Source organism: Paraburkholderia metrosideri (genome assembly GCF_904848625.1).
In the GTDB taxonomy this organism is placed as follows: Bacteria; Pseudomonadota; Gammaproteobacteria; order Burkholderiales; family Burkholderiaceae; genus Paraburkholderia; species Paraburkholderia metrosideri.
On record NZ_CAJHCP010000004.1, the window covers coordinates 218,225 to 232,118 of the forward strand.

Sequence of the window (13,894 nt, forward strand, 5' to 3'; positions counted from 1 at the left end):
ACACGCTGGCGAGGTGGCGGCCGCTGTGGTTTGATCCGGGAGGGGGTTTGACGACGCGTTTTGACCGGATTGAACGGCTATTCGACGCTCTTCGACCGCCCGGTGCCGGCCCGGGCAAAACCGGCTCGCCGGTTTTTTGCAGCGGGTACGATTCGAACCCGGCGACCTCTGAACACAACCCTTTTCAAGCGAGGCAATGTGACAGGCAACGCGACGCAAACAGGCAGCATGAAATTCGATACCGTCGTGCTCGGTGCAGGCATCGTCGGTGTCTGTGTGGCTGTGCATCTGCAGAAACGCGGGCGCCAGGTTGCGCTGATCGACCGCAAATTGCCCGGCAATGAAACGTCGTTTGGCAATGCCGGGTTGATCCAGCGCGAAGGCGTCTATCCGTATGCGTTTCCGCGCGAACTCGGCACGCTGCTTCGCTATGCGCGCAACCAGTCGCCGGACGTTCGCTACCATGCCGACGCGATGCTCAAGACCGCGCCGTTCCTGTGGCAATACTGGCGCAATTCGCATCCGGCAAAACACGCAGCGATCGCGAGGTCGTATTCGACGCTGATCGAACATTGCGTAAGCGAACACCGCGCGCTTGCCGCCGATGCGGGCGCTAGCGCGTTGCTGCGCCCTATCGGCTGGATGAAGGTGTTTCGCACCGATGCGGCACAAGAAGCGGAAACACGGCTAGCCGAACGGTGGCACAACGAATATGGCGTCGATTTCGAAACGCTCGATCCCGCCCGCCTGCAACAGCGGGAACCCGATCTCGACAAGACCTTGCGAGGCGGCCTGCACTATCCGGCATCCGATTCCGTCAGCGATCCCAATGCGCTCGTCACCGCTTACGCGAAGTATTTCGAAACGCTGGGGGGCCGCTTTCTGATCGGCGACGCCAGCACGCTGGGTGACGAATGGCAGCAATGGCAGGTCGATACGCAAGCGGGAACGATTACAGCTTCATCGGCGGTCATCGCGCTGGGACCGTGGTCGGATCGGCTGAGTGCACGACTCGGCTACCGCGTCCCTCTCGCGGTGAAACGCGGATACCACATGCACTACGCACCGCGCGACGCGGCGCGCCTGAACCACCCGGTGCTGGATGTCGAAAACGGTTATCTGCTGGCGCCGATGGCGCGTGGCATCCGGCTCACCACGGGCGCGGAAATCGCCCATCTGGACGCGGCCAGAACACCGACGCAACTGGCCGCGGTCGAGCCGGTAGCGCGCACGCTGTTTCCGCTGGGCGAACGTCTTGACGACGAGCCGTGGATGGGCAACCGCCCCTGCACGCCGGACATGATGCCGGTTATTGGGCCGGCGAGAAATCATCGGGGCTTGTGGTTTGCATTCGGCCATGCGCACCACGGTCTGACGCTCGGGCCGATCACGGGTCGCCTGCTCGCCGAGATGATGACGGGCGAGGAGACCATCGTGAATCCGCATCCGTTCCGGGTGGAACGGTTTTAATCGTCACCCGTTCACAACGTTTTCCACAACGCGCGGAAAGTGAATATCGGTGCGAAGACCACGTGATGGGCGCCGGCGCGAGCGTCACGTGGGACATCAAAAAATCTTTACACCCCGAAAGAATCGGTCGGCCCTACGGCCTCGAATCGATCCTGTCGGCGGTCTAACCTTACACTCACCTCACCTAGCCCACCCCCAATTTGTTGCTCTACGTCGACATTCCGGCGCGTTTCCGGATGTTATGTAGTTGCAACAAAATCGTTATTCTAGTGACTAATTTCCGGCTTTGTCTCGTCAAATCACAGTATTTACCCATCAAACGCCGAGAACCCTCTTCCTCTTCTCCCTGCTGATCGCAGCTTTTTTATTGCGAACGCTTCTCAATTACAACTCGTTTGAATAGAATGCGCTTCGAAATCACTTTGTAATAAACATGGAATGGCCGGGTAAGGATCGAACAGCATCCGCTCGACCTCCTTCTGAACTCGACGGGGATAAAAATGAAGTTGCGGTCCGACGATCCGAAGCTCGGCAAAATCAGCACGACCCTCTGCGGGATGCTCGCGGCCGGCCCTGCTTTCGCGCAAAGTACAGCAGCGACTACGCCGCCCGACACCGAAGGCCAGCTCGCGCCGATCGCCGTGCAAGGCAACTCGGCGGACGCGTTCAAGACCGACCACTCGTCGTCGATCAAATTCACCGCGCCGCTGCTGGATACGCCGAGATCCGTCACGGTGATTCCGCAGGAACTGATCCAGAGCACCGGCGCCGCAACCTTGACCGAAGCGCTGCGCACCGTGCCGGGCATTACGTTCGGCGCGGGCGAAGGCGGCAATCCGCTGGGCGACCGGCCATTCATTCGCGGCTACGATGCGCAGGGCAGCACGTTCGTCGACGGCATGCGCGACGTCGGCGCGACGACGCGCGAAGTGTTCAACATCCAGAGCGTCGAAGTGACCAAAGGCGCGGATGGCGCATTCGGCGGCCGCGGCGGCGCAGGCGGCAGTATCAACCTGATCACGAAGACCCCGCATCTGGGCAATGCTGCCGACGGCAGCGTGGGCCTCGGCACCGACCGCTACCGCCGCTTCACCGCCGACGGCAACTGGCAAATGGCCGATCACGCGGCATTCCGCCTGAATGTGATGAGCCACAACAACGACGTGGCGGGCCGCGACGCCGTCAACAACGAACGCTGGGGCATTGCGCCGTCGTTCACGTACGGTCTCGGCACACCGACCCGGGTCACGGCGAGCTACTACCATCTGCAGACGGACGACCTGCCCGACAGCGGTATCCCCTACTTCTACACGACGACGAACAAACCGGCCAACGTCAGCACGATCTACCCGGCCGACGTCAACCGTCACAATTTTTACGGCCTGATCGACCGCGATTTCCGCAAGACCACGTCCGACGTCGGCACGGTGCGAATCGAGCACGACATCAACAGCAATCTGTCGATCCGCAACACGACGCGCTACACGAAGTCGACCCAGGACTACATCTGGACCCAGCCGGACGATAGCCAGGGCAACGTGGTCAACGGCATGGTATGGCGCCGCGCGAACACGCGTGCCAGCGACGTCTACAGCCTCGCGAACCAGACCGAACTGTATGGCGACTTCAACACGGGCTTCCTGAAGCACAGCTTTACGACCGGTATTGAAGTGTCGCGCGAAACCAGCGTGAACGACTCGTACACGGTAGCGGCGGCGAGCGGCGCGATCTGCAAGACGGCCGGCATCGGCGTGGCGTCGGGCTATAACTGCACGAGCCTGTACTCGCCGAATCCGAATGACCCATGGGCCGGTTCGGTCAAGCAAAACAACGATCCTAGCGAGCAACGCACCGTCACCAAGTCGCTGTACGCGTTCGATACGATCGAATTGACGAAGCGCTGGCAAGCCAACGTCGGTCTGCGCGTCGACGATTACTCGACCGACTTCCGCAACACCGTCGCCAACGGCGCAGGCCGCGTATCGCGTGACGACACGCTGTTCAATTACCAGCTCGGCCTCGTGTTCAAACCGGCGTCGAACGGCAGCATCTATACGTCGATCTCGACCTCGTCGACACCGGCCGGCGCGCTGCTCGGCCAGGGCAGCGAAACGCAGTCGCTGACGCCGGGCTGCGGCGGTGTCGGTGCGAATGCGGCCGATCTCGCGCCGGAAAAGAACCGCAGTATCGAAGTCGGCACCAAGTGGAACGTGCTGAACAACAAGCTCTCGCTGACGGGCGCGCTGTTCCAGATCGACACGACCAATGCGCGCGTCACGCTGCCGGACAACAGCTACGCGATGGTCGGCAGCAAACGCGTGCAAGGTTTCGAATTCGGCGTGGCCGGTCAATTGACGAACAAGTGGCAAGTGTTCGGCGGCTACACATATCTGAAGAGCCAGTTGCGCGACAACGGCAAGACGACGACCGACAACGGCCACCAGTTCCCGAACACGCCGAAGAACAGCATCAGCCTGTGGACCACCTACGACGTGCTGCCGAAATTCACGATTGGCGGCGGCGCGTTCTATATGTCGCAGGTCTACGGCGATACGGCGAACCTGCGCGCCGTGCCGGCTTACTGGCGCTTCGACGGAGTAGCGACGTACCGCGTGAACAAGCATGTCGACCTGCAACTGAACGTGCAGAACATGTTCAACCGCACGTACTACGACCAGGCTTATGCCGCGCACTATGCGTCGATCGCACCGGGACGCTCCGCGTTCCTGACGCTCAACGCGCACTATTAAGCCCGGCGTAATGGAACCGCTGACGCAGGTCACGTTGAAAGCGCTGGCGAGCGTGTCGCCCGAAAAGCTCGCGGCGATTCTTTCCGGCCCGCCCACCCAGGCCGCGGCCTGGGTGGCGGCGGCCGCGCACAACGGCATTGTCGAAGCGCAGGCCGTGTATGGGCAGTATCTGCTTGACGGCCACGGCGTCGAGCGCAATGTCGACGAAGCACTGACCTGGTTCAAACATGCGGCGCGGCGCGATCATCCGATGGCGATGAACATGCTCGGCCGCTGTTATGAACATGGCTGGGGCACGACTGCCTGTGCACCCGTTGCCGTGTACTGGTACCGGCTCGCGGCGCGGTCCGGACTCGACTGGGGGATGTACAACTATGCGTCGGCGCTGGCGCTGGGGCATGGAATCGAGTGCGATCGTGCGCAGGCGTTGCAGTGGTTCCAGCGTGCCGCTGAGTTGGGCCACGCGAAATCGCTGAACTTTATCGGCAGCTTTTACGAAGACGGCTGGGAAGTCGACGCCGATACCGATATCGCACTCGATTTTTACCATCGTGCCGCGCAAGGCGGCGACTTTCGCGGCCAGTTCAACTACGCGCGGCTGATGGCCGAACGTGGCGATATCGACACTGCGCTGCACTGGTTGCGTCGTGTGCCGCAGACGGCCACAACGGCGTTCATCGCGAAGATGCAACGATGGCTGGCCGCGTCGCCGGTCAGTGTATTTCGTGCTTTGGGCAATGACATGAGTATCGACATCCACGCGCACACGCATGCTATTCGGGAGTCACGCACATGATGCTGCATCTGCCAGGCGTGCTGACCCGACAACAGGTCGCACAATGCCGGGAAGTACTCGACGCAGCGCACTGGACCGACGGCAACGCGACCTCCGGCATGCAATCGGCGCAAGCCAAACGCAACCAGCAATTGCCCGAAGGTTCTCCCGCTGCACGCGCGGTGGGCGACGCGATTCAGGACGCGTTAGCCCAGAACCCGCGCTTCTTCTCCGCCGCATTGCCGCTGAAAGTATTCCCGCCGCTCTTTAACCGCTACGCTGGCGGCGACGCTTTCGGCCCCCATGTAGACAACGCGATCCGCTTGTTGCGCGGCACCGATTTCCGCATTCGCAGCGATCTGTCCGCCACACTCTTTCTCGCCGAACCCGACACTTACGACGGCGGCGAACTCTGCATTGAAGACACGTATGGCGTGCATCGCGCGAAACTACCGGCTGGCGACATGGTGCTCTACCCGGCTTCGAGCCTGCATCAGGTGAGCCCGGTGACGCGTGGGGTGCGGCTCGCGTCGTTCTTCTGGATTCAAAGCATGGTGCGCGATGACGGCGAGCGCACCACGCTGTTTCAACTCGATAACGACGTGCAGCGCCTGGCTGCCGAGAAAGGCTCGAACGATCCTACCGTGGTCAGCCTGACTGGCATCTATCACAACCTGCTGCGCCGCTGGGCCGACGCCTGACAACCCCGGCGTCCGCAACGCGCGAACGGCAGCACCAAAAAAATACGCCGCGGATCAACGACTCCGCGGCGTACTTTCAAGCGAGGCGTGACGATCAGGCCGTCACCACCGCCCGGCGCGGCGACACGACCGACACCGCAAAGCTGACGACAATATTGGCCACCAATGCAATCAGGCCGATATACAGCGGATAAACCGCATCACCGAGATGCAGCGCGTACACCGGCTTGAGCCCTTGCGAGATCGCTAGGCCCGTGCCGATCACGATCCCTACCAGCCAGCCGATAAACAGGCCCGGCGTATTCAGCCGACGCGTGTACAACGTGAACACGATAGCCGGGAAGATCTGCAGAATCCACACGCCGCCGAGCAATTGCAGGTCGATCGCGTACTGCGTCGGCAGGAACACGATGAACAGCAGCGCGCCGAACTTCACGACCAGCGACACGATCTTCGCGGTAGACGCCTCGCCTTCAGGCGAAATATTCGGCGACACCAGCGGACGCCACAAATTGCGCGTGAACAGATTGGCCGCGCCGATCGACATGATCGCGGCGGGCACCAGCGCGCTGATCGCAATCGCGGCTGCAGCAAAGCCGACGAACCACGACGGGAACAGCGTACCGAACAATGCGGGCACCACGTCAGAAGCCGACTTCACGTTCACGCCCGCAGCGATCGCCATATAGCCGAGCAACGCGATCAGACCGAGCAGCAACGTGTACGCCGGCAGGAAAATCGCATTCTTGCGCACCGTCTTCGCCGACGCCGACGACAACACCGCCGTCATCGTGTGCGGATACATGAACGCCGCGAGTGCCGAGCCCAACGCGAGCGAGGCAAACGCGGTGAACTGCGTCGGCTTCAGCAGAATGCCGGTTGCGCCGCCCTTCGCCTTGAAGTGCGCATCGGCCATGTCGAACACATGCGCGTAACCGCCGAGCTTCACCGGAATCAGCCACACCGCCGCGATCACGACGATATAGATCATGATGTCCTTGACGAATGCGATCATCGCCGGGGCACGCAAGCCGCTTGCGTACGTGTACAGCGCGAGAATCACGAAGGCGACGATCAGCGGCATTTCACCGGTCACGCCGAGCCCCTTGATCACCACCTGCATGCCGACCAGTTGCAGCGCGATGTACGGCATTGTCGCGATAATGCCGGTCAGTGCAATCGCTGCCGGGAACCACTTGCCGCCGTACTCACCCTGCACGTAATCCGCTGCGGTGATGTGGTTTTTCGCATGCGCGATTTTCCACAACTTCGGCATCACCGCGAACACGAACGGGTAGACGATGATCGTATAAGGCAGCGCGAAGAAGCCATACGCACCCACCGAATAGACCAGCGCAGGCACCGCGATCACCGTGTAGGCGGTATAGAAATCGCCGCCCACCAGGAACCACGAAATGACAGTACCGAACTGGCGGCCGCCAAGACCCCACTCATGCAATTGCGTCATGTCGCCCCGCTTCCAGCGCGCGGCAAAGAAACCGATCACGGTGACGAGCACGAAGAACGCGATAAAGACGGTCATCGCGACCGGGTTCACAGGATTCAATTCATTCATTTGACACCTCGGTACACGACGTAAATCAGCAGCGAGGTCAACGGCACCCACAAGAACTGATACCAGTAAAAGAACGGAAAGCCCGCGAACGACGGATACGTGTGGTTATAGAACGGCAACCACAACAGCGCGACATAAGGGATGAGCAGAATGAGCCAGAGCCACGAACGGCCGGCGGATGGGGAGGTCTCCACGAACTTCTCCTAAGTCTATTATTGACGCCGCGCACCATGGCTCGTGGCCCGGCACGCGACAAACCGGTTGCCTGCTCTCGGACGGGAAGCCCGATCCAGGTGTCTCCTGCCTGAGCATTGGAATGTCAGACCGGCCTGCTGCGCAACAGCGCATGCATGAAGGCGCAGCCGCCCCAAAGGCGGGGTACGCCGCAGCGTTGTAGTATTCGCCTTCGAGAGCGACCTTACAAGCGCGCAACTACGTAAGCCGGCTACGTAATACTACGTAGCCGGCTCGCTGTCTTTCCAACGATGAAACTCAAAGCAAAGATTGTCCTGCTGGCGATCGTGCCCTTTCTGGCGGCCATCGCCAGCATCGAAACCGGCGTGCGACAGCAGGCCACCGCGCTCGCCAACCGGCAGCACGCGACGACTCAGGCCGCCTACCTCGCCAGCAAGGAAATCGAACTCAAGCATTACGTCGAGCTCGCCACCACGGCCATCGCGCCGCTCTACGACAGCGGCGCGGACAACGCACGCGACGACGCGATGCTGCGCACCCGCGCACTCGACGTGCTGGAGAAAATGGATTTCGGCAAGGACGGCTACTTCTTCGTCTACGACATGCATGGCCGCGCGCTGATGCATCCGCGCGAGCCGGACCTCGTCGGCCGCGATCTGTGGGCGCTGCGCGATAGCCAGGGCGTGCCGACCATCCAGCGGCTGATCGCAGCGGCGTCGAGCGGCGGCGGCTACGTGCGCTATCAGTGGCATCGTCCGTCGACGGGCAAGATCGCGTCGAAGCTCGGCTATGTGGTACCGCTGCCCCGCTGGGGCTGGATGATCGGCACCGGCATCTATCTCGACGATGTCGACACGACGCTCGCGCATATCGACGAAGGCGCGGCCGCCAACATCGATCGCACGATGAAATGGATCGACACGATTGCCGTTGCCGGACTCGCGGTGATTGCGCTGTGCGCGCTGGTGCTCAACTTCACCGAATACCGGAGTGCCGATGCCAAACTGAAACGCCTCGCGCAACAGGTCGTCGAGTCGCAGGAAAACGAACGGGCACGACTCTCGCGTGAGTTGCACGACGGCATCAGTCAGATGATGGTTTCCGTGAAGCTGCTGCTCGAATCCGCGCTGGCGCGGTTCGAGCGCAGCGAGGCGCGCGTGCCCGCTGCCGAAGCCGCGCTGTCCACCAGCCTCACGCGGTTGAGCGATACCCTGCGTGAAGTGCGGCGCATTTCACATGCACTGCGTCCGTCGATGCTCGACGATCTCGGCGTCGCCGCCGCGCTCGAACAGCTGACGCGCGAACTGAGCGACGAGTCGGGTATCGAGATCGGCTTCACGCAGATCTCGCACACCCACGCCGGGACGTTGCCCGATGCGGTCAATACCGTGCTGTTCCGGATCGCCCAGGAAGCGCTGACCAACATCGTGCGGCACGCGCAGGCGTCGAGCGCGGCACTTGCGCTCGACGTCTCGCACGACGCCGTCACGCTCACCATCGCGGACAATGGACGCGGCTTCGACGTGACCGACGCTTTTGCCGGCCGCCGCGCCGGGATTGGTCTGCGCAACATGCGCGAGCGGCTCGAAGCGCTCGGCGGCTGGCTGTCGCTCAATTCGCAAGCCGGGCATACGCTCGTCACTGCGCGTGTACCGCTTGGAGCATCAGACACCGGCACCTTTGTAGACCCAATCCGATCATGAACGACATGTCACCCGCAATCGCACGCCTGCTTCTCGTCGACGATCATCCGCTCGTGCGCGACGGTTTGCGCGCCCGCCTCGAAGCGGTGGGCAACTTTGCAATCGTCGGCGAAGCGGGCAATGCGCAGGAAGCGCTGACGCTTGCCGAAAATCAGACACCCCACCTGGTGCTGATGGATGTCGGCATGGCGGGGATGAACGGCATCGCGCTTGCCAGTCTCTTTCATGAACGTTTTCCAGCGATTCGCGTGCTTATGCTGTCAATGCATGACAACCTCGAATACGTGACGCAGGCAGTTCGTGCCGGAGCCAGCGGCTATGTGCTGAAGGATTCGCCCGCGACCGAAATTATTCAGGCGATCGAAGCGGTGCTCGCCGGTAAGACTTTCTTTAGCGCGGGATTGGGTGCACGGCTGATTCAGGCCTCGGCGACACAATCGCCGGTTGAACGTCTGACGCCGCGCGAGCGCGATATTCTCGATGCACTCGCAGAAGGTCTGTCGAGCAAGCAGATTGCGCAGCGCAATGATCTGTCGGTGCGGACGGTGGAGACACATCGGCTGAATCTGAAGCGCAAGCTCGATATCGAGGGGCAGGCGGAGTTGATTAAATTCGCCGTGGAGAATCGGCGGACAAAACGGTGAGGGCGGTAAATAATGCGTAGCGTTTTAGCGCGCTATTTATGCGGCATGCGTTAACCCATCCGCTAATCGCATGCCTGACAGATTAATTCCGCAACGCAACTATCAGCGTGCCGCCTTATTTTCGTCGTAAAATGCGCAGGCCGCCGCGATGTACCGGCGAATAGTCCCTACGTCAGCGATGCAAGTCGACCTCCTTACTCTTTATCTCCTCGCTATCGGAACGCTTCTGGCCAGTTCCGCCATGACGCTATGGGAACGTCGGACTTACCCCACGCGCGGCAAGGAATTAAACATCCTGTCAGCGGCATATGCCACGCTGGCAACCGGCTGCGCGGCTGCTGCGTTTCGTCATACGCTGCCCGGCGTGGCCGGGGCTGCGTTAAGCAATCTCGTCATTGTTACCGGTTATCTGCTGATCCTGCACGGGACCGCCGTGCTGAATGGCCGTCAATATCGTGCCGGTTCGATCGTGATGCTGGTGCTTCTGGCGCTGACCTGGGCCATTGTCGGCGTGCGCTGGGAAGCGCTCATGTGGGGCTACATCAGCGCGATTCCGATCGCGATAGCCTGCGGCATGACGGCTCGCGAGTTGTTGCGAAACAACGCATTCAAGCGTTTCCAGTCGAGGCGTATCGCCGCATGGGTGTCCGGCGGACACGCGCTCTTTTACGCATTCAGAGCTTTCATTCTGCCGTGGCTGGCCACGTCGTTCGGGCCGGAAGTATTCTCCATTGCCAGCAAGATCACGATGTACGAGGGCGTCCTGTATTCGGTCGTCCTGCCAATGACATTGCTTAAACTCGTTCGCGAAGAAGCTCATGAACAGCTTCTGCACGAATCGCAAACCGACTATCTGACCGGTCTCGGCAATCGCCGGCGCTTCTTCGAACAAGGCACGCGCGTGATTCGCGACGGCGGCACGTCGCGCCCCATGTCCGTTCTTGCGTTCGACCTCGACCACTTCAAGGCGATCAATGACCGTTACGGCCACGAGACCGGAGACGAGGTTCTGAAGTCATTCGGGAAGATCGCCCGCAGTGTGATGGGGCCCGAGGCGATTCTCGCGCGCATTGGCGGAGAAGAATTCGCCGCACTGCTGCCGGGACTCGACGGCCGTCGCGCAAAAGAAATGGGCGACGCGGTCGTTAAACGCTTCGCCGCGACGATTGCCCACCGGATTAATGGCGTCGCTATCCAGGCCACGGTCAGCATCGGTCTTGCGCAATCCGGAAGCGAAGCATTCACGCTTGCCGAATTGCTTGCGACGGCGGATCAGGCGTTATATCGCGCGAAATCGCTCGGCGGCAACCGGCTGGAACCGGCGCAGAATGCGGCAGGCACGAAAGCGGCGGTTGACGATAGCGCTGCACGCCGCCGCAGAACCACCGTTTAAATGCGGTAGCGCCCAGAATAGAACTTCGCCCCCCTCTTTTCGGCTTCAGCCATGACCGAAAGCAGATCGAAGATAAAACGCCAGATCATCACGCGGCTGACCTGCGTGCTGATGTTCAGCGTCGCGACTCAGGCCCATGCGCAACAGCCGCGTACCAATCGCGGTCACGATCCATTCTTTCAGATCTCCAAAGCAGTCAACGATTGCCCCACTCCGCTGGGCCCACTCGAAACAGAAAAAGAATGGCTCGACGACAGCCATTACCGGATCGAACGCGGCAATAGCTGCTGGATAGAAGGCCGCTGCCGTTTATCGAACGCGTATCTGTATGACGCGGAAATCGCCGACGCCGTGCAGCGGCGTCTCGCCAGCATCAATCTGGCGACCCATTGGCGTGAGCAATCGACGCTATGGCTGACATTGCAACGCCGCTTTATTTACGTGGAAGGCTGCGTTGCACCCGGCTTCGACAAACACACGTTCCTCACCGAGCTTGCAAAAACCGCCGACGTCGAGCGGGTCATCGACAACACGGTGAGCGACCCCCACGCCGCGCGGCTTCCGTACAAACTGCTCTCGGACCCGGACAAACCCGCCCTTGATCCAGGCAACTAGATCTCCTTCTGCGCGCCACAGCATCTATATCGACAATCCCGCATAGCAACGCAGAAATCAAACTTTGGCCGTACTGACACCGTTGCTAACATCGGCGACCCGACATCTTCGGTCAGTACAACAATGACAACATATCGATCGCAACACTCAACACTCCGTCTCGGCATCATCGGCGCCGCCGTCGCCGGCCTCGTCGCGCTCGCTTCGTGCGGCGACGGCAGCATCTCCGCCGGAACGCCAGCACCGGTCGTCGCGCAGAAGCGGCCGAACATCCTGTACATCATGGCCGACGATCTCGGCTATTCCGACATCCACGCATTCGGCGGTGAAATCAACACGCCGAATCTCGATGCGCTGGTGCAATCAGGCCGCATTCTGACCAATCACCACACCGGCACCGTCTGCGCGATTACGCGTTCGATGCTGATTTCCGGTACCGACCACCATCTGGTCGGCGAAGGCACGATGGGCGTACCGACCGATGAACGCAAGGGATTGCCGGGCTATGAGGGATATCTGAACGACCGCGCGTTGTCGGTTGCTCAATTGCTGAAGGACGGCGGTTATCACACGTACATGGCCGGCAAATGGCACCTCGGCTCGGGGATCGTCAGCAGCGCAACAGGCAGCGGACAAACACCGGACCAGTGGGGCTTCGAGCATAGCTACGCGCTGCTCGGGGGCGCCGCGACCAATCACTTCGCTCACGAACCGGCGGGTTCGCACAACTACACCGAAGACGGCGTCTACGTGCAACCGGGCCAGCCTGGACAACCCGGCGGCACAGGCGGCACCCCGGCCGTGTTCTATTCGACCGACTTCTATACGCAACGCCTGATCTCGTACATCGATTCCAATAAGGGCGACGGCAAACCGTTCTTCGCGTACGCGGCCTACACGTCGCCACACTGGCCGCTGCAGGTTCCCGAGCCTTATCTGCACAACTACGCCGGCAAATACGATGCGGGTTACGACGCTATCCGCGACGCGCGGATTGCCCGGCAAAAGGCGCTCGGCATTATTCCGAACGACTTCCTGCCGTACGGCGGCGCATCGGAAACGCTGGCCGCGACCGCCGCCACTGCGAACAACGGCACCGCAGCAGCGAAGTACATCAGCGCCGTGCACAGCGCCGCGCAAGGCTATACCGACTACGGTCCCGGCTATGTGAACAAGAAGTGGGACAGCCTCTCACCCGCCGAGAAAAAAGCGCAGGCGCGCTACATGGAAATCTACGCGGGCATGGTCGAGAACCTCGACCACAACATCGGCCTGCTGATCCAGCATCTGAAAGACATTGGCGAATACGACAACACGTTCATCATGTTCCAGTCGGACAACGGCGCGGAAGGCTGGCCGATCGACTCCGGCGCAGACCCGACCGCGACCGATACCGCCAATGCCGCCGAACCGGTCTATTCGGCGCTCGGCACGGATAACGGTCTGCAGAATGCCAAGCGCCTGCAATACGGTTTGCGCTGGGCCGAAGTGAGCGCGACGCCATTCCGTCTGACGAAGGGCTACTCGGGTGAAGGCGGCGTCTCGGTGCCGTTGATCGTCCACCTGCCGGGGCAAACGACGCAGAAGGCCACGTTGCGCGATTTCACGCACGTGACCGACAACACCGCGACGTTCCTTGCGCTCGCGCAGATCTCGCCGCCTACGCAAGCTGCGCCGCCGCTGATCAATACGCTCACTGGCGTCGATCAGAACAAGGGTAAGGTGGTCTACAACAATCGTTATGTGTATCCAGTCACGGGGCAGTCGCTGTTGCCGGTGCTGAACGACCAGACCACGACGGCTGTGCACACCGCTTCGTTTGGCGACGAAGCCTACGGTCGCGGTTATCTGCGCAGCGCCGACGGCAAATGGAAAGCCTTGTGGACAGAGCCGCCGCTCGGTCCCGTGGATGGCCACTGGCAATTGTTCGACATGACCGCCGATCGCGGTGAAACGCAAGACGTGTCGACGCAGAATCCGTCGGTGGTCGACGGCCTCGTGCAGCAGTGGAACAGCTATATGACCAGTGTTGGCGGAGTCGAGCCATTGCGTCCGCTGGGTTACTACTGAGC

11 protein-coding genes are annotated in these 13,894 nt (G+C 61.2%); 9 read left to right on the top strand and 2 right to left on the bottom strand.

Annotated elements, in window-relative coordinates:
- Positions 1-228: 228 nt before the first annotated feature.
- From LMG28727_RS09620 to LMG28727_RS09635, 4 genes are all read left to right on the top strand, one after another.
- Positions 229-1,470: an NAD(P)/FAD-dependent oxidoreductase gene (locus LMG28727_RS09620; RefSeq protein WP_201642071.1), complete on the top strand. Its 1,242-nt coding sequence runs from the start codon at positions 229-231 to the stop codon at positions 1,468-1,470.
- A 500-nt stretch (positions 1,471-1,970) separates the two neighbouring features.
- On the top strand, positions 1,971-4,220 hold the full coding sequence (locus tag LMG28727_RS09625; RefSeq protein ID WP_201642072.1) for a TonB-dependent receptor: 2,250 nt from the start codon (positions 1,971-1,973) through the stop codon (positions 4,218-4,220).
- A 19-nt stretch (positions 4,221-4,239) separates the two neighbouring features.
- A complete protein-coding gene (locus tag LMG28727_RS09630) occupies positions 4,240-5,016 on the top strand; it encodes a tetratricopeptide repeat protein (protein ID WP_201642383.1) in 777 nt (258 codons plus the stop codon).
- A complete protein-coding gene (locus LMG28727_RS09635) occupies positions 5,013-5,696 on the top strand; it encodes a Fe2+-dependent dioxygenase (protein WP_201642073.1) in 684 nt (227 codons plus the stop codon). The genes LMG28727_RS09630 and LMG28727_RS09635 overlap by 4 nt, the downstream gene beginning before the upstream one ends.
- Positions 5,697-5,790: 94 nt before the next feature.
- Here LMG28727_RS09635 and mctP read toward each other — a convergent pair whose 3' ends face one another.
- Both mctP and LMG28727_RS09645 read right to left on the bottom strand, forming a co-directional pair.
- The gene (mctP, locus tag LMG28727_RS09640) at positions 5,791-7,272 is read right to left on the bottom strand and encodes a monocarboxylate uptake permease MctP (protein ID WP_201642074.1); all 1,482 of its coding nucleotides are present in this window, start codon (positions 7,270-7,272) and stop codon (positions 5,791-5,793) included.
- Positions 7,269-7,466 (bottom strand): DUF3311 domain-containing protein, encoded by a 198-nt coding sequence (locus LMG28727_RS09645; protein WP_201642075.1) that lies wholly within the window; start codon positions 7,464-7,466, stop codon positions 7,269-7,271. Before LMG28727_RS09645 ends, mctP begins: the two co-directional genes overlap by 4 nt.
- A 291-nt stretch (positions 7,467-7,757) precedes the next feature.
- Between LMG28727_RS09645 and LMG28727_RS09650 the strand changes: the two genes are divergently transcribed.
- The 5 genes from LMG28727_RS09650 to LMG28727_RS09670 all read left to right on the top strand — a co-directional run bounded on the left by LMG28727_RS09650 (position 7,758) and on the right by LMG28727_RS09670 (position 13,892).
- A complete protein-coding gene (locus LMG28727_RS09650) occupies positions 7,758-9,170 on the top strand; it encodes a cache domain-containing protein (RefSeq protein WP_201642076.1) in 1,413 nt (470 codons plus the stop codon).
- A complete protein-coding gene (locus LMG28727_RS09655) occupies positions 9,167-9,814 on the top strand; it encodes a response regulator (RefSeq protein WP_201642077.1) in 648 nt (215 codons plus the stop codon). The genes LMG28727_RS09650 and LMG28727_RS09655 overlap by 4 nt, the downstream gene beginning before the upstream one ends.
- A 178-nt stretch (positions 9,815-9,992) precedes the next feature.
- A complete protein-coding gene (locus LMG28727_RS09660) occupies positions 9,993-11,207 on the top strand; it encodes a GGDEF domain-containing protein (RefSeq protein WP_201642078.1) in 1,215 nt (404 codons plus the stop codon).
- Between the two features lie 111 nt (positions 11,208-11,318).
- Positions 11,319-11,822 carry a hypothetical protein gene (locus tag LMG28727_RS09665; protein ID WP_201642384.1) on the top strand — a complete coding sequence of 168 codons (504 nt, stop codon included), beginning with the start codon at positions 11,319-11,321 and terminating at the stop codon, positions 11,820-11,822.
- A 123-nt stretch (positions 11,823-11,945) separates the two neighbouring features.
- Positions 11,946-13,892 carry an arylsulfatase gene (locus tag LMG28727_RS09670; protein WP_201642079.1) on the top strand — a complete coding sequence of 649 codons (1,947 nt, stop codon included), beginning with the start codon at positions 11,946-11,948 and terminating at the stop codon, positions 13,890-13,892.
- The last annotated feature ends 2 nt before the right edge of the window (positions 13,893-13,894 follow it).

Bases quoted from the DNA above. Each gene is read 5' to 3' on its own strand.
- LMG28727_RS09620 (WP_201642071.1), top strand. From the start codon at position 229: ATGAAATTCGATACCGTCGTGCTCGGTGCAGGCATCGTCGGTGTCTGT.
- LMG28727_RS09660 (WP_201642078.1), top strand. From the start codon at position 9,993: ATGCAAGTCGACCTCCTTACTCTTTATCTCCTCGCTATCGGAACGCTT.
- LMG28727_RS09670 (WP_201642079.1), top strand. From the start codon at position 11,946: ATGACAACATATCGATCGCAACACTCAACACTCCGTCTCGGCATCATC.
- LMG28727_RS09635 (WP_201642073.1), top strand. From the start codon at position 5,013: ATGATGCTGCATCTGCCAGGCGTGCTGACCCGACAACAGGTCGCACAA.
- LMG28727_RS09655 (WP_201642077.1), top strand. From the start codon at position 9,167: ATGAACGACATGTCACCCGCAATCGCACGCCTGCTTCTCGTCGACGAT.
- LMG28727_RS09665 (WP_201642384.1), top strand. From the start codon at position 11,319: ATGTTCAGCGTCGCGACTCAGGCCCATGCGCAACAGCCGCGTACCAAT.
- LMG28727_RS09650 (WP_201642076.1), top strand. From the start codon at position 7,758: ATGAAACTCAAAGCAAAGATTGTCCTGCTGGCGATCGTGCCCTTTCTG.
- mctP (WP_201642074.1), bottom strand. From the start codon at position 7,272: ATGAATGAATTGAATCCTGTGAACCCGGTCGCGATGACCGTCTTTATC.
- LMG28727_RS09625 (WP_201642072.1), top strand. From the start codon at position 1,971: ATGAAGTTGCGGTCCGACGATCCGAAGCTCGGCAAAATCAGCACGACC.